The following is a 21,413-nucleotide window of genomic DNA, read 5'->3' as shown; positions in this document are numbered from 1 at the left end:
CATGTGCGTCCGTGGGCCGGTCGGGCATCTGCCGTCGGGAATGAGGGTCATTGCGGGGCTCCGTTCAGGATTCCTGTTTATCAGGATTCCTGTCAATGCTGCGTGATGCCCGCCACCCCGTCAATAGATGCGACGGTCAAAACCCTGGTGGGCCCGGACTTGACCCCGGGCTCAGGCCAGTCCGAGCAGGCGGATCGCGTTCTCCTTCAAGAGCAGCGGACGGACCTCGTCCTTGATCTCGAGCTTCTCGAGGTCGCTGAACCAGCGGTCGGGCGTGATCACCGGAAAGTCGGAGCCGAACAGCACCTTGCGGCGCAGCGGACCGTTGAGCTGCTTGACCAGCTGCGGCGGGAAGTACTTCGGCGACCAGCCGGACAGGTCGATGTGGACGTTGGCCTTGTGGGTCGCGATCGAGATCTGCACGTCGACCCAGGGGACGGCGGGGTGCGCCATCACGATCTGGAGATCCGGGAAGTCGGCGGCGACGTCGTCGAGGAGCAGCGGGTCGGAGTAGCGGAGCCTGATCCCGCGACCGCCGGGGAGGCCGGCACCGATCCCGGTCTGGCCGGTGTGGAAGAGCGCGACCACGCCGAGCTCCTCCAGGGTCGCCCACAGCGGGCGGTGCTCGGGGTCGGCCGGGGAGAAGGCCTGCAGGCCGGGATGGAACTTGAAGCCGCGTACGCCGCAGTACTCGGCGAGACGACGCGCCTGCTTCACCGCGGCCTCGCCCTTGCGGGGGTCGACGGAGCCGAACGGGATCAGTACGTCGGCGTGCTCGGTCGCGCGCTCGGCGATCTCCTCGCTCGACAGCGGCGGATGGTCGAGGCCGGTCGAGGCGTCGACGGTGAAGATCACCGCCGCCATGTCGCGCTCGCGGTAGTAGGCGGCCAGGTCGTCGACGGTCGGGGTGCGCGGGTGGTCACCGCGGAAGTAGGCCGCCGAGGCGTCCATCAGCTCCTGGTCGAGCGAGAAGTGACCGTGATGGTCGGCCTCGACGTGGGTGTGCATGTCGAGGGCTCGGATCGAGGCGGTGTCGATGCGGGGCTCGTAACGGGTCATCGGGTGGTTCCTTCCGGGGTGCCGTACAGCTCGCGGACCCGGGACTTCAGCAGCTTCCCGGAGGCGTTGTGCGGGATCTCGTCGACGAAGACGACGGCCTTGGGGATCTTGTAGCGGGCGAGCCGTCCGTCGAGGTGTTCCAGCAGGTCGGACTCGGCGAGGGCGGAGTCGGGACGGCGTACGACGACGGCACGGCCGACCTCGCCCCAGCGCTCGTCGGGGACGCCGATGACAGCGGCCTCGGCGACGTCCGGATGGGTGTAGATCGCCTGCTCGACCTCTGCCGGGTAGACGTTCTCGCCGCCACTGATGAACATGTCCTTCACCCGGTCGACCACATAGAGGAAGCCGTCGTCGTCGAGCATCGCGACATCGCCCGTACGCAGCCAGGGCCCGTCGAAGGCAGCCTCCGTCGCTGCTCCGTTGTGCCAGTAGCCGGGAGTCACGTTGGGGCCGTTGACGTGCACCTCACCCGCCTGGCCGGGCGTCGCCTCCTCGTTGCCGGGGGCCACGACGCGTACGTCGGTGAAGAAGCAGGGGGTGCCGGCCGAGCCGAGCTTGTCGAGGCCGTCGCCGGCGCGCAGCATGGTCGTCCCCGGGGAGGCTTCGGTCAGGCCGTAGCCCTGGATGATGTGCAGGCCGCGGCTCTGCCAGGTGTCGAGGAGCGTGCGCGGGATCGGCGCACCGCCGCTCAGGGCCGAGCGGAGGCTGTCGAGGTCGGCGGTCGCCCAGGTCGGCTCCTGGGCGAGCGCCTGGTACATCGAGGTGACGCCGAAGAGCAGGGTGACCCGTTCCCGCTCGATGGTGGCGATCGCGGCGGCAGGGTCGAAGCGGGCCGCGATGAGGGACGTACCGCCCTTGAGGAAGGTCGGGAGCAGCACCTGGTTGAGCGCGGCGGTGTGGAACAGCGGCGCGGTGACCAGGGCGATCTCATCGGAGCGGACGTCGACGTCGACGAGCAGGTTGAAGGCGTTCCAGGCGATGTTTCCGTGCGTCAACATCACGCCCTTGGGGCGGCCGCTGGTGCCCGAGGTGTACTGGATCATGAAGACGTCGTCCAGCCCGACCTCGACGTCGATCCGCTCCTTCCACGGCACCGCGAGCGCGTCCAGCCCGTGACCGCCCGCGGCCGTGAACCGGTGGCTCGGCAGCCCGAGGGCCGCGACCGCCTCGGCTGCGACCGCCTCGTCGAAGTCGTCGGCGTGGACCAGCAGCGCCGGCTCGGCGTCGGAGAGGATCCAGGCCAGCTCGGGCGGTGCGAGCCGGGTGTTGAGCGGCAGGAAGACCGCCCCCAGCCGGGCGGTGGCGAAGAGCGTGACCGCGAGCTCGATCGAGTTCAGGCCGAGGAACGCGACCCTGTCCCCCGGAGCCACTCCGCGGGCACGGAGTCCGTGGGCGACCGCATCCACGAGGCGGTCGACCTCGGCGTACGTCACCACCGCGTCGTCCTGCACGAACGCCCGCGCGCCAGGGGTCATCCGGGCCCGCCGGGCGGGCCATGATCCGATGCCGCTGTCCAACATGTCGATCCTCGTTCGTCTCGTGGGCTCAGCCGAGCCCGAGGTCGGTCTTGATCTCCAGCAGTCGCCGCAGCGCCTGGTCGCGACGCCCGACGAGGTCCTCGGCAGAGGTGCCGTCGAGCTCCTCGTCGACCCCGTCGACCAGCTTCTCGACCAGCCCTGCGGTGAGCTCCGGATGACCGAGGTCGTCCCACCATTCGACCATCGGCGGGCCGAGATGCTCGAGCACGTGCCCGAGCCCGCCCGGGCCGCCGGAGAGGTGCTGTGTGGCGAAGGGGCCGAGCAGGGACCAGCGCAGCCCGGGGCCGTCGGCGATCGCGGTGTCGATGTCGGCGACCGAGACGATGCCCTGGTCGACGAGGTGGTAGGCCTCGCGCCACAGCGCCGCCTGGAGCCGGTTGGCCACGTGCCCGGGCACCTCGCGGCGGATGTGGATGGGACGTTTGCCCAGGTGGCGCAGGGTCTCGAGGGCGGCGTCGACGGCCTGCGGCGACGTCGCCGATCCACCCACGACCTCGACCAGCGGCACCAGGTGCGGCGGGTTGAACGGGTGCGCCACCAGCACCCGCTCCGGATGATGGGTGCAGGCGTCCTGGAACGTGCTCGGCATCAGCCCCGAGGAGCTGCTGGTCAGCAGTACGTCGGGGGCGGCCGCCTCATCGAGCGCGGCGAAGATCTCGCGCTTCACCTCCAGCCGCTCGGGTCCGCTCTCGAGCACCAGGTCGGCGGCCGCGCCGACCTCCGCGAGGCTGTTCGCGAACCGCAGCGATCCCTCGGGGATCTGCGCCCGCAGCCGCTCCTCGGCGCCTTCGGCCGGATCCCAGGCGACCACGTCGAGCCCGTGCTCGAGCCCGAGCACCACCCAGCTGACCCCGATCGCGCCCGTGCCGACGACCCCGAGCGTACGAACGTCCTCTCCGCTCCTCATACGGTCCTCCTGCTCAGCGCGCCCGAGGTCGCCAGCGCGACGAATGGGTCCAGGGACGCCGGGTCGGCGAGCGCGTCCCGGCTGGCGACGTCCTCAGGACGTACGCCCTGCAGGATGCGCTTGGCCGGCAGCTCGAGCTTCTTGCCGGTGAGGTTGCGTGGCACCGCAGGCACCTCGATCACCTGGTCGGGGATGTGCCGCGGGGAGAGCGCCGACCGCAGCGCGCGGATCAGTCGGGCCCGGAGCGCGTCGTCGAGGCGGGTGCCCGCGTCGGTGACCACGAAGAGCAGCAGCTCGCCGTTGCCCCCGTCGGGGTCCTCGAGGTGGACGACCAGCGAGTCGGCGACACCGTCCACTTCCTCGGCGACGCGGTAGAACTCGGCGGTCCCGAGGCGTACGCCGGCGCGGTTGAGGGTGGCGTCGGAGCGACCGGCGACGTGGCAGCTGCCGTTGTCGTGGAAGAGGATCCAGTCGCCGTGGCGCCACACACCGGGATAGTGGTCGAAGTAGGCGCTCCGATAGCGGGAGCCATCCTCGTCGCCCCAGAAGCCGACCGGCATCGAGGGCATCGGCGAGGTGATCACGAGCTCGCCGAGCACGCCTGTGACCGGGCGGCCGGACTCGTCGTAGGCGTGGGCGTCGACGCCGAGGCAGCGGCCCGAGATCTCGCCGGCGTAGACCGGGAGCAGCGGGTTGTTCTGCACGATGCCGGAGCAGACGTCGGTGCCGCCGCTGCCGACGTTGATCTGCGCCCCCGGAAGCTGGTCCCGCAGCCAGGCGTAGCCCTCGGGCGGGAGCGGCGCCCCGGCCGAGCCGAGGACGCGAACCCGCAGGTCACCAAGGTCCTTCAGGTCGACGTCGGCCTTGCGGCAGGCCATCACGAAGCCCGGGCTGGCACCCATCACCGTCGCCCCCGTCGACGCCGCGAGCCGCCACTGCCAGGTGAGGTCGGGGTGCATCGGGTTGCCGTCGACCATGACGATCGAGGAGCGGACCAGGAGCGAGGAGACCAGCGCGTTCCACATCATCCAGGCGGTGGTGGAGAACCAGAGCATCCGGTCCTCGGGCCCCATGTCCCACGAGAGCGCGTGGTTCTTGAGGTGCTCGAGCAGGATGCCGCCGTGGCCGTGGACGATCGCCTTCGGCCGGCCGGTCGTGCCGGAGGAGAAGAGCACCACCAGCGGGTGGTCGAACGGCACCGGCTCGAAGACGAGCTCCGCCCCGGGCTCCGAGTCGAGCAGGGAGGTCCAGGAGAGCGCGCCCTCGACGCGATGCGGGCCGTACTCGACGTCGACCACATGGCGCACCGACGGCAGCTCGGCCCGGATCTCAGCCACCTGCGCACGCCGGTCGATGTCCTTGGCGCCGTAGCGGTAGCCGCCGGCGACCAGCAGCACGACCGGCTCGATCTGGGCGAAGCGGTCGATGACGCTGCGCGGTCCGAACTCGCTGGCGCAGCTCGCCCAGGTCGCGCCCAGGCTGGCGGTGGCGAGGTAGGCGACCAGGGCCTCGGGGATGTTGGGCAGGTAGCCGGCGACCCGGTCGCCGCGGCGTACGCCCAGGCGCTCCAAGGCGGCGCGCGTCCGGGCCACCTGGTCGCGCAGGTCGCCGAAGGTCAGCTCAACGTCGTCACGCGTCTGCGACCGACCGAGCACCGCGACCCGGTCGAGATCCTCGTCGGTGCCGAGCGCATGCTCGGCATAGTTGAGCTGCGCTCCCGGGAACCAGCGCGCTCCGGGCATCTCGCGCGAGGCGAGAACGGTGTCGTACGGAGCGTGCGAGCGCACCTCGAAGAACTCCCACACCGCCGACCAGAAGCCGTCGAGGTCGGTCACCGACCAGCGCCACAGCTCCTCGTGGGTGGTCATCTCCAGGTCGCGCTCGCGGGCGAGCCAGGCGAGGAACTGACCGACGCGGGAGGTGAAGAGCACGTCGGCCGGAGGCGTCCAGACGATGTCGCCCTGCTCGATCTGCTGCTGGGTCGTGCTCACTGGTCCGTCACCTTCCTGGCCCGGCCGTCGAGGAAGTCCTGCATCCGCCCCTTCGCATCGTTGGTCCCCTGGGCGATCGCGGCCATCAGCGACTCCATCAGGAAGCCGTCGCGAGGGTTGGCCTCGGCGATACGCGGCAGCGCCTGCACGACGGCGAAGTTGGTCTGCGGCGCGTTCTGGGCGATCCGGCCGGCCAGCTCGAGGGCGGTCTTGCGGCCGGTGCCGTCGGCGACCGCGTACTGGCTCAGGCCCAGCCCCAGGCCCTCCTGCGCGTCATAGCGTCGGCCGGTCAGCATCATGTCGGCCATCCGGGAGACCCCGATGAGCCGCGGGACGCGCACCGAGGCACCGCCACCGACGAAGAGCCCGCGCTGTCCCTCGGGCAGGGCGTAGAAGGTGGACTCCTCCGCGACCCGGATGTGCGCGGCGGCGGCGAGCTCGAGCCCGCCCCCGACCACGGCGCCCTTCAGCGCCGCCACGACCGGTACCGGCCCGAACTCGATCTTCTCGAAGACCCGGTGCCACATCCGCGAGTGGCTGACCCCGGCGAGGGTGTCCCGCTCGGTCATCTCGGACAGGTCGAGCCCGGCGCAGAAGTGGTCGCCGTCCGCGTCGATGACGACGGCGCGTACGTCCGGCTCGAGGCTGTCGAAGAACCGCTCGATCCCGAGCACCGCCTCGTCGCTGAGCGCGTTCCGCTTCGCAGGCCGGGCGAGCGTCAGCACCGCGATGTCGTCGACGCGCTCTGCCCGCAGGGCATCGGGCAGGGGGGTTCCGAGCATGATGAACTCCTCATGATTGACAGGAATCCTGATAATCGCAGAAGTAGGCGCCTCCCGCAAGCGAAGCGATGCTTGAATGACCGCATGACCGACGCACCCCTGCTGCTCTACGTCGTCAAGCAGCTCGAGCTCGCGACCCGAGCCCGCCTCGACGCCGTCCTGAAGGAATCAGGGGTCACGGCCCTGCAGTACACCGCCCTCTCGGTGCTCGAGCGCCGCCCCACGATGAGCGCCGCCGACCTGGCTCGCGCCTCGTTCGTACGCGCCCAGTCGGCCGCCGATCTCATCGGCGCCCTCGAGCGCCGTGGCCTCATCGAGCGTCGCATCGACCCCGACAACCGGCGCCGGATGCTGATCAGCCTCACCACCGAGGGCCGCGCCTTCCTCGACGCGTACGACCCGCGCGTCGAGGAGCTCGAGGAGCAGATGCTGGCCGAGCTCGGACCGGAGGACCGTGAGTCGTTCCGTACGTTCCTCGACACCGCACGTAGGGCGCTTTCCTAGTCGACGATCTCCATCCCGCCCGAGGTGAAATTAGGCTAGCCTCACCTCATGAGACCCCACCTCGTCGCCGCCACGGCCGCCGCCCTGGTCCTGGCTCTGTCCGCCTGCTCCTCCGACATCGCCGACGACGACGACGACGCGAAACCGGCCTCGGGTGCGTCCTCGGTTCCCGACGGTCCGTGGAGCTTCACCGACGGCTCGGGCGAGGTCGTGAAGCTCGACGAGGCACCGACCCGGATCATCGCGCACGCACCGGCGGCCGCCGCGCTGATCTCCTACGGCATCCGCCCGGTCGGCATCTACGCCGACGAGCCGGTCGAGACCGACCCGAACCTGGACGGCGTCGACCTGACCGACATCGAGGTGCTCGGCGAGGAGTGGGGCTCGATCGACGTCGCCAAGGCGTCCACGCTGAGCCCGGACCTGATCGTCGCCGACTGGTGGCCGGCGGAGAAGGCCCACTCGGGGCTGGAGAACGGCACCAAGGCGAAGAGCAAGAAGCTCGCCGAGCTGGCTCCGGTGGTCGGCCCTTCCCAGGGTGGCTCGATCCTCAACCTCGCCGAGGGCTACGAGGATCTCGCCGAGAGCCTCGGCGCCGACGTCGAGGACTCCCAGGGTGCCAAGGACAAGGAAGCCTTCGAGAAGGCGCGCGACGGCTTCATCGCCGAGATGAAGGACAAGGACCTGACCGCGCTCGCGGTCTCCCCCGCCGACGACCTGCTCTACGCCGCCAACCCGGAGTACGCCCCGGAGCTGCTGGACTTCACCGAGTGGGGCCTGCAGGTCGTCACGCCGGACTCGCCGGACCCGGACTTCCCCTACTGGGAGAACCTGAGCTGGGAGAACGCCGACAAGTACCAGCCCGACGTCCTGCTGATCGACAGCCGCACCTTCGTCGACGCCAAGAAGACCGCCGAGGGCCAGCCGACCTGGACGTCGATCCGCGCGGCCCAGGCCGGCCAGGTCATCGAGTGGCCCGCGTTCTGGCTGCACACCTATGGCGACTACGCCGAGGCCCTGACCAAGCTGACCGCCGATCTGGCCGACGTCGACGACACCATCGGCGACTGACTCCGGCGGAGACCATCCGGTGACCAGTTCTGTCGCCACCGCGACACCCGCACCGGCACGACGGCGAGCCTCCGGGCTCGCCGTCGGCCTGCTGCTGCTCGTCGCGCTCGTGCCCGTCCTCGCCTTCCTCAGCGTGACCCTCGGGTCGCGCGACATCGCACTGAGTCAGGTCCTCGACGCCTTCCGCCATTTCACCAGCGCCTCGTCGGTCGAGGACACCGTGACCGTACGCCTGCGGGTGCCCCGGACCGTGCTCGGACTCCTCGCGGGCGCGGCTCTCGGGCTCGCCGGCACCCTGCTGCAGGGCCTGACCCGCAACGCCATCGCCGATCCGGGGATCATGGGCGTCAACGCCGGGGCGGCCTTCGCCGTGGTCGGCTCGATCACCCTGCTCGGCATCGGCTCGCTCGGGTTCCACGTCGTCGCGGCGTTCGCCGGGGCGCTCGCGGCGACCGTGCTCGTCTACTCGGTGGGCTCGCTCGGACGCGACGGCGCGACACCGGTGAAGATGGCCCTCGCCGGGGCCGCGATCACGGCCGGGCTGACCGCGGTGACGACCGGGCTGCTGCTCACCGACCTCGACGCCCAGCAGCAGTACCGCTTCTGGCAGGTCGGCTCGCTGGCCGGCCGCTATGCCCCGATCGTGACGGGCGTGGCTCCGTTCCTGCTGGTCGGCATCGTCCTGGCGCTGCTGTGCGGCCGCTGGCTCAACGCGCTGGCCCTGGGCGATGACGCCGCTCGCGGGCTTGGCGTCTCCCTGACACGTACGCGCATCCTGTCGTTCCTGGTGGTCGGGCTGCTCTGCGGCGCCGCGACCGCCGCGTGCGGTCCGATCGTCTTCGTCGGTCTGGTGGTGCCGCACGTGGCGCGGTTCCTCTGCGGTCCGGACTATCGCTGGGTCCTGCCCTACTCGATGGTGCTGGGTGCCCTGCTGCTGCTCGGCGCGGACGTCCTCGGCCGCGTCCTGGGCGGCACCGGAGAGCTCCAGGTCGGCGTGGTCCTCGGCATCATCGGCGCCCCGTTCTTCGTGCTCCTCGTCCGCTACGCCCGGCTGGCGGACCTATGAGCGTCATGCCCCAGACCGTCACGGCCCTGCGACGTACGCGGCGCAGCCGTCGGATCCGCGCGGGCGTCGTACCTGTCGTCCTGCTCGTCGTCGCCGCCGTCCTGGCCCTGCTCACGCTCTGCTTCGGCTCGGTCCAGCTCAGCCTCGACCAGGTGCTGGCCTCGCTGCTGCACCTGCGCGACCACGCCGCGGTCGACTTCATTGTGCGCGACCTGACCGGTCCACAGGTCAAGGCGGCCGTGTGCGTCGGACTGGCCCTCGGCGCCGCCGGCACGATCTTCCAGCAGCTGCTGCGCAACCCGCTGGCCTCGCCCGACTTCGTCGGCATCTCCGCGGGCGCGAGCGTCGCGGCCGTCGCCGGCATCGCGGTGCCAGCCCTCGGCGGGGTGAGCATTCCGCTGCTGGCCTTCGGCGGCGGCCTGGTCACGGCCGCCGTGATGTACGTCCTGGCCTGGCGCGACGGCATCACCGGCTATCGCTTCGTGCTGATCGGGATCGGCACCGCGGCGTTCTGCACCGGCGTCACCGGCTATCTCCTCACCCGCACCTCGCTCACCGAGGCCCGGGCCGCGCTGCACTGGCTGACCGGATCGATCGGGCAGGCCGGCGACGCGGAGAACAACGCGCTGCTGATCGCCATCGTCGTCCTCGTTCCGCTGGTGCCGCTGCTCCAGCGGCTGCTCCGAGCCGTCGAGCTGGGCGACGACACCGCCCGCGGTCTGGGCGTACGCATCGAGGCGACCCGGCTCGCCCTGATCGCGACCGGCGTCCTGCTGACCTCCTTGGCCACGGCGGTCGCCGGCCCGATCGCGTTCGTCGCCCTCGTGGCCGGGCCGATCGCCGACCGGCTGCTCGGCAGCGCCCGCGGCGGCATCGTCGCCGCCGGTGCGGTCGGGGCGATCGTCTGCCTGGTCGCCGACTACGTCGCGATGAACCTGCTGCCGGTCGAGGTCCCGACCGGCGTCGTCACCGGCGCCGTCGGCGCGCCGTACCTGCTGTGGCTCATCGCCACCACCAACCGGAGAGGGATGGGCGGATGACGGACACCATCAGGCCGCGGCTCGCGGCGCGCGAGCTGACGCTTGGCTACGACGACCGGGTCGTCGTCGACCGGCTCGACCTCGACGTCCTCGACGGGCGGGTGACGGCGATCGTCGGCGCCAACGCCTGCGGCAAGTCGACGCTGATGCGGGGCCTCGCCCGGCTGCTGCGTCCGTCCGCCGGCGAGGTGCTGCTCGACGGGACCCCGATCCTCGACCGCGGCTCCCGCGAGGTCGCCCGGATCCTCGGCCTGCTCCCGCAGAGCCCGGTCGCCCCGGACGGGATCACCGTCGGCGATCTGGTCTCGCGCGGGCGCCATCCGCACCAGGGCTGGTTCCGTCACTGGAGCGCGCGCGACGAGGAGGCGGTCGCCGAGGCCCTCGCGGCGACGGACACCGGCGAGCTCGTCGACCGCCCGCTGCGCGCTCTCTCCGGGGGCCAGCGCCAGCGGGTGTGGATCGCGATGGCGCTCGCCCAGCAGACCGACCTATTGTTGCTCGACGAGCCGACGACCTACCTCGACATCAGTCATCAGGTCGACCTGCTCCGGCTGCTGCGTACGCTCAACCGGGAGACTGGCCGCACCATCGTCACGGTGCTGCACGACCTCAACCTGGCCTGCCGCTACAGCGATCACCTCGTGGTCATGGCCGACGGCCGGATCCTCGCCGAGGGGCCACCGGCCGAGGTGGTCACGGCGGAGGTCGTCGACAAGGCGTTCGGACTGCCGTGCGTCGTCGTGCCCGACCCCGTCGCCGGTACGCCGATGGTGGTTCCGGCGGGCGACTGAGCCGCCGGCCCGGCCGGAGGAGACCCGGTTGAAGGTGGCTACGCCGGCCACGATGAGGGCCAGTGCGACGGCGAGGCCGACACCGATGCGCTCCCCGAAGATCGGTACGGCGACGACGGCGGTCAGCACCGGGCTCACCGCGCCACCGACCGACGCCCGTCCGCTGCCGAGCGCCTTGACGGAGAAGGCGTAGCAGAGCGTCGACATCAGACCGGTCCCGATGCCCTGGAGAACGGTGAGGAGCAGCACGTCGTCGAGCCCAGCGCTGCCCGCGAGCAGGTGCGACGGCATCGCGCCGAACGACGTCAGGACGAGCGCCGTCAGGCTCGAGACGGTGCAGACGGTCAGCACCATCTGCAGGAGCGTCAGGCTCGTACGCTGCAGGCCGGTCGTGAACACCGCCCAGGCGAACCCGCCGACGAGCAGCAGCCCGACCCCGATCAGGGAGGCGCCGCCGCCGACCAGGAACCCGCTCACCGCGACCCCCGCGGTGATGAGTCCCAGCGCGACCACCCGCCGCGGCGACATCGAGGCCCGGCCACGCGCCAGCGCGAGCAGCGTGACGAAGAGCGGCACCGTGCCCGGGACCAGCATCCCGGTGAGCGCGGCACTGGTCAGCTGGGCGCCGAACGCGAACACGAGGAAGTGCGGGAGCCCGCCCACGAGCAGCAGCGCGAGGACGTACGGCCGCTCGCGGCGTACGGCCCTGAACGTGCTCGGCAGCAGCGGAGCCAGCAGGACCACCGGCGTCGCGAACCGGAGGAACGCGGCATCGGCGACGGTCAGGCTCGACCCACCGATGCCGCGCGTGCTCAGCGCGAACGACGACCACAGCACCACGGTCATCCCCAGCGCCGACCATCCCGCCAGCGCCCGATTCCCACCACCCGGTTGCATCCCCATAGCGCGCCACGATAGGAAAAATCGAGGCGCACATGATTGCCTGATCTGCCACGTTCAGGCGGCTCGGTGGCAGAATCTGCCAACATGCGTACGATCGACGAGACCGACAAGCACATCCTCTGGGAGCTGCAGCAGAACGGCCGCCTGACCAACCAGGAGCTCGCCGACCGCGTCGGCCTCTCCCCCTCGCCGTGCCTGCGCCGCGTACGAGCCCTCGAGGAAGCCGGAGTGATCAGCGGCTACCGCGCCGTCGTCGACCCGCACACCGTCGGCATGAACATCACCGCGTTCGTACGCATCAAGATGGCCACCCACACGACCGACGCGGTCGAGACCGTCGAGGAGCACCTCCGCGCCATCCCCGAGGTCACCGAGGCGTACGTCCTGGCCGGCGACCACGACTACCTGCTGAAGGTCGTCACGCCGTCCTTCGAGACCTACGAGAGGTTCCTGCGCGACAACCTCCGGACCATGCCGGCGCTCGCCTCGATCGAGACGACCTTCGCGTTCGGCAACACCAAGGAGAGCTCCCCGCTCCCCCTCGGCTGACCCGATCCGAGACCGTCAGTCGGCCTCGAAGGAGCCGTGACGTCCGGCTCCATCGGCGAACCGGGTCGCGCCCGTGACGGTGTCCGTGGTCACCGAGACGACACCGTGGGCGTACTCCGCGGCCAAGGCGTCCTGCTCGCTGAGACCCTCCTGCTCCAGCACCGAGAGCCGGTCGTGGCGCATGCAGGTCTGCGGGAAGGCGGCGAGCTGGCGGGCCAGGTCCTGCGCGGCCGCGAGGGCCTGGCCGGGTGGGACGACACGGTTGGCCAGTCCCATCCGAAGGGCCTCCTCCGCCCCGACGGGACGGCCGGTGAGGATCAGGTCCATGGCGTTGCTCGCGCCGATCAGCCGCGGCAGTCGGACCGTTCCGCCGTCGATCAGCGGTACGCCCCAGCGCCGGCAGAAGACGCCGAAGACCGCGTCCTCCTCCATGACCCGCAGGTCGGCCCAGATCGCCAGCTCCAGGCCTCCGGCGACGGCGTGGCCGGCGACAGCGGCGATGACGGGCTTGCCCAGCCGCATGCGCGTGGGACCCATCGGGCCGTCCCCGTCGGGCTCGAACCGGTTGGGGTCACCAGCGGCGACCGCCTTCAGGTCGGCGCCGGCGCAGAAGTTGCCGCCGGCGCCGTGCAGCACCGCGACGGCGGCATCGGGATCGGCGTCGAACTCCTCGAACGCTGCCACCAGGGCCTCCGCCGTCGCGCGGTCGACGGCGTTGCGTACCTCTGGACGGTTGATCACGATCGTGGTGACCGGACCGTCCTTGGCGACCTCGACCGTCATGCCGGAAGCGCCCGCTCGAGGATCGCGTCCAGGTCGCCGCGTGGCGACAGCGTGCCGAACGCGCCGCCCCAGTCGCGGCCGAGGCGCGACGAGCAGAACGCGTCGGCGACCGGAGCCGGTGCGTGCCGAACGAGCTGTGAGCCCTGGAAGACCAGGGCCATCTGCTCGACGATCCGCCGGGCGCGGAACTCGAGGTCGTCGAAGGAGGTGAACTCCTTCTTCAACCGGTCCAGTGCGGCGTCGTAGCGGGTGTCGGCGCCGGAGGCGAGCTCGGCCTCCGCCACGAACGCGTCCAGGGTGTGCGGCTCCTTCGCCAACGCTCGCAGGGCGTCGAGCGCCGCCACGTTGCCCGATCCCTCCCAGATCGAGAGGAGCGGCATCTCGCGGTAGATGCGCGCGACGTCGAAGTCCTCGATGTAGCCGTTGCCGCCCAGGCACTCCAGTGCCTCGTTGACCATGAACGGCGCTCGCTTGCAGACGTAGTACTTCGTGACCGCCAGCGCGATCCGGCGCAGCGCGGCCTCGCCCTCGTCCCCGCGGATCGCCCGGTCGTTGGCACCTGCCAGCCTCAGCATCGCCGTCGTCGCGGCCTCGGACTCGACCTGCAGGTCTGCGAGTACGTTGCGCATCGCCGGCTGCTCGATCAGAGGCTTGCCGAAGGCGCTCCGGTGACGGGCGTGGTGGGCAGCCATCGTGAGCGCGGTGCGCATGCCGGCCGAGGAGCCGATCACGCAGTCGAGGCGGGTCATGTTGACCATCTCGACGATGGTGCGAACCCCGCGGCCCTCCTCGCCGACGAGCCAGCCGGTCGCGGCGTCGTACTCGATCTCGGAGGAGGCGTTCGACCTGTTGCCGAGCTTGTCCTTGAGCCGCATGAAGCGCATCGCGTTGCGCTCGCCACCGGGCAGTACGCGCGGGACAAGGAAGCAGGAGACGCCGGCCTCGGTCTGAGCCAGGGTGAGGAACAGGTCGCTCATCGGTGCGCTGGTGAACCACTTGTGGCCGCGCAGGATGTAGGTGCCGTCGGTCTGCGGCGTCGCGGTCGTCGTGTTCGCGCGTACGTCGGAGCCGCCCTGCTTCTCGGTCATCGACATCCCGGCGATCAGACCGCGCTTGGTCTCGGGGTCGCGCAGCCCGAAGTCGTACTCCCGATTGGTCAGCAGCGGCTCGAACCTCGTCGCCAGGTCGGGGTTGGCCCGCAGCGCCGGGACCACCGCGTAGGTCATCGAGATCGGGCAGCCGTGACCGGCGTCGACGTTCCAGGCGTAGAACTTCGCGGCCCTCGCGACGTGGGCGCCGGGCCGGTCGTCTGCCCAGGGCGCGGCGTGCAGACCGTGCTCGACCGCGGTCTGCATGAGCTGGTGGTACGCCGGGACGTACTCGACCTCGTCGACGCGGTGGCCGTAGCGGTCATGGGTGTGCAGACGCGGGGGCACGCGCTCGGCGAGACGGCCCCAGTCCTGCGCCTCGGCAGTGCCGGCGAGGCGGCCCAGCTCGTCGGTCTCCGGGAGCGCCCACGCGGCGCCCTCGCGCTCGAGACCCTCCCGCAGGACCGGGTCACCGGCCGTGTTGTGGCCCACCAACGGCGGGACCTGGTTGGTGACCACATGGGTGGAGTGGGCCTCGTGCGTGCTGGTCATGCGTTACCCCTTGCTGGTGGAGGGTGATCCACCACGATGTTACATATTCAGACACAGTCGTGTCGAGATGTGTTGCATGAGAGGATGTCCGCGTGGCTTCCGTGCGCGATGAACTGGCTCCGCTCTCCGCCCGCTCCACCATCCTGAGCCTGATGCTCGGCGCCCACCCGAACCCGCTGACCCCCGCCGACCTCGCCCGCGCCGGCCAGTTCTTCGGCATCGCACCCGCGACCGTGCGGGTCGCGGCCACCCGCGCCGTCAGCGACGGCGACCTGCGCAGGACGGAGGCCGGCTACCGGCTCGGCGAGCGGCTCGTCCAGCGGCAGGCTCATCAGGACGAGGCGGTACACACGGCGGACAGGCCGTGGGACGGCTCCTGGGAGATGGCCATCGTCGTCACTGCCGGCCGCCCCGGCCCCGAGCGCGCCGTGCTGCGCGATGCGCTCAAGGCGCACCGGCTCGCCGAGCTTCGCGAAGGGGTCTGGGCCCGGCCGGCCAACCTTCGGCGTCCGCGCTTCTCGGATCCGGTCCTCCGGACCTTCACGGCGACACCGGACCAGGATCCGGTAGAGCTCGCCGCCTCCTTGTGGGATCTCCGCGGCTGGGCCCGCGAAGGCGAGCGTCTGCTCGAGCTCCTCTCATCCACTCCCCAGCCGGCGCTCCGTCTCGCCACGGCCGCCGCGATCGTGCGCCACCTCAGCGACGACCCGCTCCTCCCCGTCGAGCTCCGTCCCTCGGACTGGCCGGCGGCGGACCTGCGCGAGACCTACCGCGCCTACCAGCGCGAGCTGAGCGAGCTCGCCGCGCTGCCGCGCTGAGCGGGATTCACGCGTTCCGCATGACGCCGGTCTCCCCGTCGATTGGATAGGTTGCGATCGTGCCATCTGTCGAGCTGGCACGAATCGCGCTCGGCCGAGATCAGCGGCCTCAACGCCACATCAAGGAGATCGAGATGGACCTGATGGAAGTCACGGAACGAGCGAAGCTGCGTCGTGAGGACGCCGCGGCTCGCCTGCATGCCCTGGCCGACGCGCTCGCCCGCAACAACGAGATCGAGTTCGAAAGAGAAGGGCTGCGCTTCAAGGTGCGCGTACCCGACGAGGTCGACTTCAAGCTGGAGGTCGAGATCGGGGACGACGAGCGCGAGCTCGAGGTCGAGCTGAAGTGGTGACAGGCTCACCCAGCTGAAACGGCGCGCTCGATCGGCGAGACCTGGGTGCTCAGCAGGTTTCCTGGACGTCCGTGATGAGCGTCCGTACGTCGCTCCCGAACGCGGAAAGCGCGGTCGCGGCGGCGCTCAGCGTGGCGGCGGAGACGCTCGCCTTGGCCGCGTCGACGCTCGCCGACAGCGCGTCGTAGCTGGCCTGGACGGTGTCGATCTGGCTGGAGAACTCGGCCTTCGCGTCGGACTTGACCTCGGACAGATCCGACCCGACAGCCTCGAGTCCGCTCTCCAGGTCGCCCAACGCACCCGAGGAGGTCACGTCGATGTCCCGCACGTCCTCGACCGACGCCTCGAGGTCGTCGACGGAGCTGCACACGGCAGGTTGGTCCTCACCGCAGCCGGTCAGCGGTGTGGCCAACGCCAGTGTCATGACAGCGACGGGGATGAGCTTCATGGAGACTCCTTCGATGGGTTGCCGGCTGATGGGGATCTGGCGCGGCCCCCGAACGACGTGAGGCCCATCATTCGCACGGAAGGGTCCACGGTCGTCACCCAGAAGACGTGAACATCGCCCACCGACCTTCAGCCACTCTGGGCAACGACCCTCCCGTCGTCGACCGCACGACGCAGTGCTGCGTAGTCCTGCTCGTTCTGGTCGGCGTAGGCCTCGGCGAACGTCGAGATGGCCCGATCGAACCGGTCACCAGAGCCGAGGTAGCTCGCGATGGCGACCGGGTCGCCGGAGCGTGCGTGGGCCCTCGCCAGCGTCCACCCGCACATCCGGGCGTACCCGGTCATGGCAGCGGGATTCATCGCCTCCACGATCGCCGAACCCTTGCCGTCCCACAGCTGCCGGACGAAGAAGTCTCGCTCGACGCCGTCGAAGCCGCTCGCCGTCACCCAGCCGAGCATCACGTCGCTCGCGGACTGCATCAGTCGCTGCCCCTCGACGACCCGCTGACCATGGCTGGTGTACGCGCTCTTGCCCAGGAAGGGCTCCAAGACGGATGCCTGGGCCTCCTTGGCCTGGAGGAAGAGCGGATCCTGGTCGTCGTTGCCGACCAGCAGCACGATCCAGGAGCGGGTGCCCACACTGCCCACCCCGACGACCTTGCGTGCGGCGTCGGTGAAGCGAAATCCCTCGAGCAGGTGCCTGTGGTCGCCCGGCAGGGTCCGGCGGTAGATGTGCAGGATGGCATGGAGCGTGTCTTCGACCTCGTGAAACTCCTTGTCGGGCATCAGCTCCTGGATCCTGGCGATCATCGGAGGATCGTGGATCAGGCGCGGACGGCCATCCACGATCTCCACGAGCTTGGAGAAGGCCTTCAAGCTGTTCGTCGACCGGGCCTTGGCCATGTTCTTACGGAAGCGCTTGAGCTGCTTGGCCGTGAACTGCGAGCTCAGCAGGGCCTCCAGCTCGTCGACATCCAAGCGGGCGTACCACACGTCGAGCTTGCGCATCCGCGCCAGATCCTGCATCGCCTGTCGGTAGGACGAGGCGGCGGTCAGGTTGATGGTCCTGCGCTCGGCATCGTCGAACTCGCGGTCACGCCCCGCGACCGCGAAGCTGGCCACCATGCGCTTGACGTCCCACTCGAAGGGACCGGGCAAGGTCTCGTCGAAGTCGTTGAGGTCGAAGACCAGGCGCCGGTCCGGTGCTGCGAACGACCCGAAGTTCGACAGGTGCGCGTCGCCGCACAGCTGGACCGTCAGGTCCGTACGCGGCGCACTCGCCAGATCTGCCGCCATCAGGTAGGCGGAACCACGGTAGAACGTGAACGGGTCCGCCAGCATCCGGCCGTAGCGGAGCGGCACGAGCTCCTGCAACCGGCTGCTTGCCTGCTCCTCGAGGAGGCCGACAGGGTCGGCTCGGTCGGGCGCCGGATGCCACTCGCCGTGCACCGAACGCGGAACCTTCGCTCGCACGCCTCGGCCCAACGACGCCCGCTCCGCCAGGGTGAGGTGGTGGGGCCGACGTACCTGGGTCTCGATCGAGCTCATCGGTCCATGTGACCTCACGTGCCCGTCTTTGGCATCACGCAGCTTGTGTGACGCGTCGGAGGTCGGCCGGCAGGTGGCGCCGGGTGGTTGCGCGGATCAGTAGTACCAGGGGTAGGGCGACCAGTCGGGCTCGCGCTTCTCCAGGAACTGGTCGCGGCCCTCCTGGGCCTCGTCGGTCATGTACGCCAGGCGGGTGGTCTCGCCGGCGAACATCTGCTGGCCGACGAGGCCGTCGTCGAGGAGGTTGAAGGCGTACTTCAGCATCCGCTGGGCCGTGGGCGACTTCCCGTTGATCTTGCGGCCCCACTCGAGCGCGACGTCCTCGAGCTCGGCGTGCGGGACGGCGCGGTTGACGGTGCCCATGCGTACGCCGTCCTCGGCCGAGTACTCCTCGGCGAGGAAGAAGATCTCGCGGGCGAACTTCTGGCCGACCTGGCGGGCGAGGTAGGCGGAGCCGTAGCCGCCGTCGAAGGAGCCGACGTCGGCGTCGGTCTGCTTGAAGCGCCCGTGCTCGGCGCTCGCGAGCGTCAGGTCGCACACCACGTGGAGGGAGTGGCCGCCGCCGGCGGTCCAGCCGGGGACGACGCAGATGACGACCTTGGGCATGAAGCGGATCAGTCGCTGGCACTCCAGGATGTGCAGCCGGGCGAGCTTGGCCTTGTCGATCGGGGTGGGCTCCTCCGCGCCGGTCCGGCCGGCGGCGTACGCCTCGGTCTCCTCGTACTGGTAGCCGGCCTTGCCTCGGATGCGCTGGTCGCCGCCGGTGCAGAACGAGTGCTTGCCGTTCTTCTCGGAAGGCCCGTTGCCGGTCAGGAGCACGCAGCCGACGTCGGCGGAGGTCCGGGCGTGCTCCAGCACGCGGAGGAGCTCGTCGACGGTGTGCGGGCGGAAGGCGTTGAGTACGTCGGGGCGGTCGAAGGCGATGCGTACGGTGCCGTGCTCCTTGGCCCGGTGATAGGTCAGGTCGGTCAGATCCTCGAAGCCCTTCACCGCGTCCCAACGGGTCGGGTCGAACGTGTCGGAGACTCCCTCGATGGCGCTCATGGCCCTGAGGTTATCCGGCCCGCTGATCACAGGCTTGACCTTGCCCCCAGGGTCAAGGTCTACGGTCGTACGCGTGCAGATCAAGGAGCTCGCGGATCAGGCCGGCGTGACGGTGAAAGCCGTGCGCTACTACGAGTCGCGTGGGCTGCTCACGCCACGGCGAGCAGGCAACGGATATCGGGACTATGCCGAGGTGGACGTGCAGGTGGTGCGGGAGATCCGCGCCCTGCTGTCGCTCGGCCTCACGGCCGAGGAGACGCTGCCCTTCGTCGACTGTCTGCGCGCCGGCAACGACCGTGCCGACCTGTGCCCGGCCTCGCTCGAGGCCTATCGGCAGCGCATCGCCGAGATCGACCGGCGGGTGACCGAGCTGACCGCCCTGCGCGGCGAGCTCGCCGGGCTGCTGCACGAAGCCGAGTCCTATCGACCGAACCCGGGTCGACCGAACCCCGAAGGAGAGAAGCGATGAGTCAGACCGCCGTGATCGAGGACATCACCGATGCCCGGTTCGCCGAGGACGTACTCATGTCCGAGACGCCGGTGCTGGTGGAGATCTGGGCCGAGTGGTGCCCGCCGTGCCGCCAGCTCGCACCGATCCTCGAGCAGATCGCCGCGGAGCGGGTCGGGAGCCTGCGGGTGGTGAAGCTCAACCAGGACGAGAATCCGGCCACCTCCGCCGACTACCGGGTCATGGCGGTGCCGACGATGCTGCTCTTCCGGGGCGGGGAGCTCGTGCTCCAGCTGGTCGGGGCGCGGCCGAAGTCGCATCTCGACCGCGAGATCGACAAGGCGCTCGCCTGATCCGGGCCTCTCGGAATAGGCGTCGCCGTGGCGTGTTGTAGTGGGCATGACCGAACTGCAAGGTGAATACGTCCCGAGCACGGCCGACTGGGTGCGCGAGCAGGTGGCCGCGTTCGAAGCCTCCAACGGCGCCGAGGCCAACGTCCTCGAGCGCGACGGCAAGCCGATCATCCTGATCACCAACCGCGGCGCGAAGACCGGCGCGATCCGCAAGACCCCTCTGATGCGCGTCGAGCGCGACGGCCGCTACCTCGCGGTCGCCTCGATGGGCGGCAGCGACAAGAACCCCGCCTGGGTGGCCAACTTCCGCAAGTACCCCGACATGGTGCTCCAGGACGGCGGCACCAAGAAGGCGTACGTCGCCCGCGAGCTCTCCGGCGCCGAGCGCGACGAGTGGTGGGACTACGCCGTGAAGACCTGGCCGACCTACGGCGAATACCAGCCCAACACGTCCCGGATCTTCCCGCTCTTCCTGCTGGAGCCGGCAGGCGATCAGCTCGCCAATTGACGGGTGTGTAACCGGGACAGTGCCACGGCTGTCGGTTCGCGACGCTAGGGTCTATGGCCATGCCGTTCCTGCTACGCGTCGAGCTGCCCGATGTCCCGGGTTCCCTCGGTCGCCTCGCCTCTGCCATCGGTGAAGCCGGTGGCGACATCGAGGCGATCGAGATCGTCGAGAAGAACAAGGTCGACGGCAGAGCCGTCGACGATGTGCTCCTCGAGACCCAACCGGGAACGATGCCGGACTCCATCGTGTCGGCGTGCAACGAGCTCGACGGCGTGCACGTCGTCTGGATCTCCCGCTATGCCGCCGGCGGTAACCTCTTCCTCGACCTCGAGGCCGTCGAGGACCTCACCGAGAACGCCCTCGAGGCGCTCGACCGGCTCGTGGACGTGCTGCCCCTGACCTTCCGTGCCGACTGGGCCATCCGCGTCCACCGCGTCAAGGGCATCGGCCGAGCCACCGACGGCTCGCCCGAGAACGTCCCCTTCATCGAGCTCGACCGCCCCGAGCGGATCGAGGTCGAGGGTGAGGACGAGAACATGTTCGCCGGCGCCCGCATCGACGGCAACGAGATCGTCATCATCGGCCGCCGCGGCGGCCCCGACTTCCTCGACTCCGAGCTCGCCCGCCTCGGCCACCTCGCCTCCCTCGCCACCTCCATCGCGCGGTCCTGACAGACCGATGGTTGCCGACGCAGATCCGAAGGAGACGCTGAAGCAGCGCCTCGACTCCGCCCGCAACGCCTTGATCGGCAAGGTCGAGGACCTCCCGGAGCGGGAGGCACGGATGCCGCGTACGCCGACCGGCACCAATCTCATCGGCATCGTCAAGCACTGCCTCAACGTCGAGGCGATCTACCTCGGCGACACCTTCGAGCGGCCGTTCCCGCAGACCGACGAGCTGATCTCACTGGACCGGTACGAAGTCGACCCTCAGATCGACTGGTACGCGACCGAGGACGAGACCGTGACCGGCATCATCGATCTCTACCGCAGGGTGATCGCGCACGCCAACGCGACCATCGACGCGCTCGACCTGTACGCGGTCGGCCACGTCAAGCACTGGGGCGGCACGCCCGTCACGCTGCACGAGATCGCGACGTACACCTACGGCGACATCGTGCAGCACGCCGGCCAGGCCGACATCCTCCGCGAGGGCATCGACGGCGTCGTCGGCTGGCTCTCACGCGACCACAACGTCCCGCAGAACGTCGACTTCCCGGCGTACGTGGCGAAGCTGACGGAGCTCGCGGAGCGCTTCTGAGGCTGCG

23 protein-coding genes and 1 pseudogene are annotated in these 21,413 nt (G+C 70.1%); 13 read left to right on the top strand and 11 right to left on the bottom strand.

Annotated elements, in window-relative coordinates; genetic code table 11:
* Positions 1 to 171 precede the first annotated feature (171 nt).
* From couO to ACW14X_RS16560, 5 genes are read right to left on the bottom strand one after another with little or no spacing between them, the layout of a single operon-like run.
* A complete protein-coding gene (gene couO / locus ACW14X_RS16580) occupies positions 172 to 1,059 on the bottom strand; it encodes a 4-hydroxyphenyl-beta-ketoacyl-CoA hydrolase (protein ID WP_457162701.1) in 888 nt (295 codons plus the stop codon).
* The gene (locus ACW14X_RS16575; RefSeq protein WP_457162700.1) at positions 1,056 to 2,582 is read right to left on the bottom strand and encodes an acyl-CoA synthetase; all 1,527 of its coding nucleotides are present in this window, start codon (positions 2,580 to 2,582) and stop codon (positions 1,056 to 1,058) included. Before ACW14X_RS16575 ends, couO begins: the two co-directional genes overlap by 4 nt.
* Before the next feature lie 25 nt (positions 2,583 to 2,607).
* Positions 2,608 to 3,507, bottom strand: coding sequence for a 3-hydroxyacyl-CoA dehydrogenase NAD-binding domain-containing protein (locus ACW14X_RS16570; protein WP_457162699.1), 900 nt, complete (start codon positions 3,505 to 3,507; stop codon positions 2,608 to 2,610).
* Entirely contained in the window at positions 3,504 to 5,498 is a 1,995-nt protein-coding gene (locus tag ACW14X_RS16565; protein ID WP_457162698.1) for an acetoacetate--CoA ligase, read from the bottom strand. The genes ACW14X_RS16570 and ACW14X_RS16565 overlap by 4 nt, the downstream gene beginning before the upstream one ends.
* The gene (locus ACW14X_RS16560; protein ID WP_457162697.1) at positions 5,495 to 6,280 is read right to left on the bottom strand and encodes a crotonase/enoyl-CoA hydratase family protein; all 786 of its coding nucleotides are present in this window, start codon (positions 6,278 to 6,280) and stop codon (positions 5,495 to 5,497) included. The genes ACW14X_RS16565 and ACW14X_RS16560 overlap by 4 nt, the downstream gene beginning before the upstream one ends.
* An 84-nt stretch (positions 6,281 to 6,364) precedes the next feature.
* On the opposite strand from ACW14X_RS16560, the gene ACW14X_RS16555 reads away from it, so the two are divergent.
* The 5 genes from ACW14X_RS16555 to ACW14X_RS16535 are packed head-to-tail and all read left to right on the top strand — an operon-like array spanning position 6,365 to position 10,752.
* Positions 6,365 to 6,784, top strand: coding sequence for a MarR family winged helix-turn-helix transcriptional regulator (locus ACW14X_RS16555; protein ID WP_160026473.1), 420 nt, complete (start codon positions 6,365 to 6,367; stop codon positions 6,782 to 6,784).
* A gap of 48 nt (positions 6,785 to 6,832) precedes the next feature.
* Positions 6,833 to 7,855, top strand: a complete 1,023-nt coding sequence (locus ACW14X_RS16550) for an ABC transporter substrate-binding protein (RefSeq protein WP_457162696.1) — start codon at positions 6,833 to 6,835, stop codon at positions 7,853 to 7,855.
* A 19-nt stretch (positions 7,856 to 7,874) separates the two neighbouring features.
* On the top strand, positions 7,875 to 8,921 hold the full coding sequence (locus tag ACW14X_RS16545) for an iron ABC transporter permease (RefSeq protein ID WP_160026471.1): 1,047 nt from the start codon (positions 7,875 to 7,877) through the stop codon (positions 8,919 to 8,921).
* Between the two features lie 5 nt (positions 8,922 to 8,926).
* Positions 8,927 to 9,961 carry a FecCD family ABC transporter permease gene (locus ACW14X_RS16540; protein WP_457162695.1) on the top strand — a complete coding sequence of 345 codons (1,035 nt, stop codon included), beginning with the start codon at positions 8,927 to 8,929 and terminating at the stop codon, positions 9,959 to 9,961.
* Positions 9,958 to 10,752 carry an ABC transporter ATP-binding protein gene (locus tag ACW14X_RS16535; RefSeq protein WP_350713589.1) on the top strand — a complete coding sequence of 265 codons (795 nt, stop codon included), beginning with the start codon at positions 9,958 to 9,960 and terminating at the stop codon, positions 10,750 to 10,752. The genes ACW14X_RS16540 and ACW14X_RS16535 overlap by 4 nt, the downstream gene beginning before the upstream one ends.
* Positions 10,753 to 10,794: 42 nt before the next feature.
* Here ACW14X_RS16535 and ACW14X_RS16530 read toward each other — a convergent pair.
* Positions 10,795 to 11,280, bottom strand: a pseudogene (locus ACW14X_RS16530) (EamA family transporter); the annotation flags it as partial.
* Positions 11,281 to 11,739: 459 nt separating this feature from the next.
* On the opposite strand from ACW14X_RS16530, the gene ACW14X_RS16525 reads away from it, so the two are divergent.
* Positions 11,740 to 12,204, top strand: a complete 465-nt coding sequence (locus tag ACW14X_RS16525; RefSeq protein WP_457162694.1) for an Lrp/AsnC family transcriptional regulator — start codon at positions 11,740 to 11,742, stop codon at positions 12,202 to 12,204.
* A 15-nt stretch (positions 12,205 to 12,219) separates the two neighbouring features.
* Here ACW14X_RS16525 and ACW14X_RS16520 read toward each other — a convergent pair whose 3' ends face one another.
* Entirely contained in the window at positions 12,220 to 12,987 is a 768-nt protein-coding gene (locus tag ACW14X_RS16520; protein WP_457162693.1) for a crotonase/enoyl-CoA hydratase family protein, read from the bottom strand.
* Positions 12,984 to 14,627 carry an acyl-CoA dehydrogenase family protein gene (locus ACW14X_RS16515; protein ID WP_160026466.1) on the bottom strand — a complete coding sequence of 548 codons (1,644 nt, stop codon included), beginning with the start codon at positions 14,625 to 14,627 and terminating at the stop codon, positions 12,984 to 12,986. The genes ACW14X_RS16520 and ACW14X_RS16515 overlap by 4 nt, the downstream gene beginning before the upstream one ends.
* A 92-nt stretch (positions 14,628 to 14,719) precedes the next feature.
* On the opposite strand from ACW14X_RS16515, the gene ACW14X_RS16510 reads away from it, so the two are divergent.
* Together ACW14X_RS16510 and ACW14X_RS16505 are read left to right on the top strand one after the other, a co-directional pair.
* Positions 14,720 to 15,445, top strand: a complete 726-nt coding sequence (locus ACW14X_RS16510) for a PaaX domain-containing protein, C- domain protein (RefSeq protein WP_457162692.1) — start codon at positions 14,720 to 14,722, stop codon at positions 15,443 to 15,445.
* A gap of 59 nt (positions 15,446 to 15,504) precedes the next feature.
* Positions 15,505 to 15,798, top strand: a complete 294-nt coding sequence (locus ACW14X_RS16505; RefSeq protein WP_400467877.1) for an amphi-Trp domain-containing protein — start codon at positions 15,505 to 15,507, stop codon at positions 15,796 to 15,798.
* 49 nt (positions 15,799 to 15,847) lie between these two features.
* Here ACW14X_RS16505 and ACW14X_RS16500 read toward each other — a convergent pair whose 3' ends face one another.
* The 3 genes from ACW14X_RS16500 to ACW14X_RS16490 form a co-directional block, all read right to left on the bottom strand.
* The gene (locus ACW14X_RS16500; protein ID WP_457162691.1) at positions 15,848 to 16,246 is read right to left on the bottom strand and encodes a hypothetical protein; all 399 of its coding nucleotides are present in this window, start codon (positions 16,244 to 16,246) and stop codon (positions 15,848 to 15,850) included.
* Between the two features lie 128 nt (positions 16,247 to 16,374).
* Positions 16,375 to 17,793 carry a DUF2252 domain-containing protein gene (locus ACW14X_RS16495; RefSeq protein ID WP_457162690.1) on the bottom strand — a complete coding sequence of 473 codons (1,419 nt, stop codon included), beginning with the start codon at positions 17,791 to 17,793 and terminating at the stop codon, positions 16,375 to 16,377.
* A gap of 96 nt (positions 17,794 to 17,889) precedes the next feature.
* The gene (locus tag ACW14X_RS16490) at positions 17,890 to 18,837 is read right to left on the bottom strand and encodes a 1,4-dihydroxy-2-naphthoyl-CoA synthase (RefSeq protein WP_160026462.1); all 948 of its coding nucleotides are present in this window, start codon (positions 18,835 to 18,837) and stop codon (positions 17,890 to 17,892) included.
* Between the two features lie 73 nt (positions 18,838 to 18,910).
* On the opposite strand from ACW14X_RS16490, the gene ACW14X_RS16485 reads away from it, so the two are divergent.
* From ACW14X_RS16485 to ACW14X_RS16465, 5 genes are all read left to right on the top strand, one after another.
* Positions 18,911 to 19,306 (top strand): MerR family transcriptional regulator, encoded by a 396-nt coding sequence (locus tag ACW14X_RS16485; protein WP_350838721.1) that lies wholly within the window; start codon positions 18,911 to 18,913, stop codon positions 19,304 to 19,306.
* Positions 19,303 to 19,638, top strand: coding sequence for a thioredoxin (gene trxA, locus ACW14X_RS16480; protein WP_350838723.1), 336 nt, complete (start codon positions 19,303 to 19,305; stop codon positions 19,636 to 19,638). Before ACW14X_RS16485 ends, trxA begins: the two co-directional genes overlap by 4 nt.
* Before the next feature lie 46 nt (positions 19,639 to 19,684).
* Positions 19,685 to 20,146 (top strand): nitroreductase family deazaflavin-dependent oxidoreductase, encoded by a 462-nt coding sequence (locus tag ACW14X_RS16475; RefSeq protein ID WP_350838725.1) that lies wholly within the window; start codon positions 19,685 to 19,687, stop codon positions 20,144 to 20,146.
* A 68-nt stretch (positions 20,147 to 20,214) separates the two neighbouring features.
* Positions 20,215 to 20,817, top strand: a complete 603-nt coding sequence (locus ACW14X_RS16470; RefSeq protein WP_457166071.1) for an ACT domain-containing protein — start codon at positions 20,215 to 20,217, stop codon at positions 20,815 to 20,817.
* Between the two features lie 7 nt (positions 20,818 to 20,824).
* Positions 20,825 to 21,406, top strand: a complete 582-nt coding sequence (locus ACW14X_RS16465) for a DinB family protein (protein ID WP_457162689.1) — start codon at positions 20,825 to 20,827, stop codon at positions 21,404 to 21,406.
* Positions 21,407 to 21,413: the final 7 nt, after the last annotated feature.

The organism is Nocardioides sp. YJ-D4 (assembly GCF_054031495.1).
The sequence above is the reverse complement of the archived record's forward strand: the minus strand, read 5'-3'. Positions and strand labels throughout refer to the sequence as shown.

Excerpts from the sequence above, each read along its gene's own strand:
- couO (WP_457162701.1), bottom strand. The coding sequence starts at position 1,059 with ATGACCCGTTACGAGCCCCGCATCGACACCGCCTCGATCCGAGCCCTC.
- ACW14X_RS16575 (WP_457162700.1), bottom strand. The coding sequence starts at position 2,582 with ATGTTGGACAGCGGCATCGGATCATGGCCCGCCCGGCGGGCCCGGATG.
- ACW14X_RS16570 (WP_457162699.1), bottom strand. The coding sequence starts at position 3,507 with ATGAGGAGCGGAGAGGACGTTCGTACGCTCGGGGTCGTCGGCACGGGC.
- ACW14X_RS16560 (WP_457162697.1), bottom strand. The coding sequence starts at position 6,280 with ATGCTCGGAACCCCCCTGCCCGATGCCCTGCGGGCAGAGCGCGTCGAC.
- ACW14X_RS16555 (WP_160026473.1), top strand. The coding sequence starts at position 6,365 with ATGACCGACGCACCCCTGCTGCTCTACGTCGTCAAGCAGCTCGAGCTC.
- ACW14X_RS16550 (WP_457162696.1), top strand. The coding sequence starts at position 6,833 with ATGAGACCCCACCTCGTCGCCGCCACGGCCGCCGCCCTGGTCCTGGCT.
- ACW14X_RS16540 (WP_457162695.1), top strand. The coding sequence starts at position 8,927 with ATGCCCCAGACCGTCACGGCCCTGCGACGTACGCGGCGCAGCCGTCGG.
- ACW14X_RS16535 (WP_350713589.1), top strand. The coding sequence starts at position 9,958 with ATGACGGACACCATCAGGCCGCGGCTCGCGGCGCGCGAGCTGACGCTT.
- ACW14X_RS16525 (WP_457162694.1), top strand. The coding sequence starts at position 11,740 with ATGCGTACGATCGACGAGACCGACAAGCACATCCTCTGGGAGCTGCAG.
- ACW14X_RS16520 (WP_457162693.1), bottom strand. The coding sequence starts at position 12,987 with ATGACGGTCGAGGTCGCCAAGGACGGTCCGGTCACCACGATCGTGATC.
- ACW14X_RS16515 (WP_160026466.1), bottom strand. The coding sequence starts at position 14,627 with ATGACCAGCACGCACGAGGCCCACTCCACCCATGTGGTCACCAACCAG.
- ACW14X_RS16500 (WP_457162691.1), bottom strand. The coding sequence starts at position 16,246 with ATGAAGCTCATCCCCGTCGCTGTCATGACACTGGCGTTGGCCACACCG.
- ACW14X_RS16495 (WP_457162690.1), bottom strand. The coding sequence starts at position 17,793 with ATGAGCTCGATCGAGACCCAGGTACGTCGGCCCCACCACCTCACCCTG.
- ACW14X_RS16490 (WP_160026462.1), bottom strand. The coding sequence starts at position 18,837 with ATGAGCGCCATCGAGGGAGTCTCCGACACGTTCGACCCGACCCGTTGG.
- trxA (WP_350838723.1), top strand. The coding sequence starts at position 19,303 with ATGAGTCAGACCGCCGTGATCGAGGACATCACCGATGCCCGGTTCGCC.
- ACW14X_RS16475 (WP_350838725.1), top strand. The coding sequence starts at position 19,685 with ATGACCGAACTGCAAGGTGAATACGTCCCGAGCACGGCCGACTGGGTG.
- ACW14X_RS16465 (WP_457162689.1), top strand. The coding sequence starts at position 20,825 with ATGGTTGCCGACGCAGATCCGAAGGAGACGCTGAAGCAGCGCCTCGAC.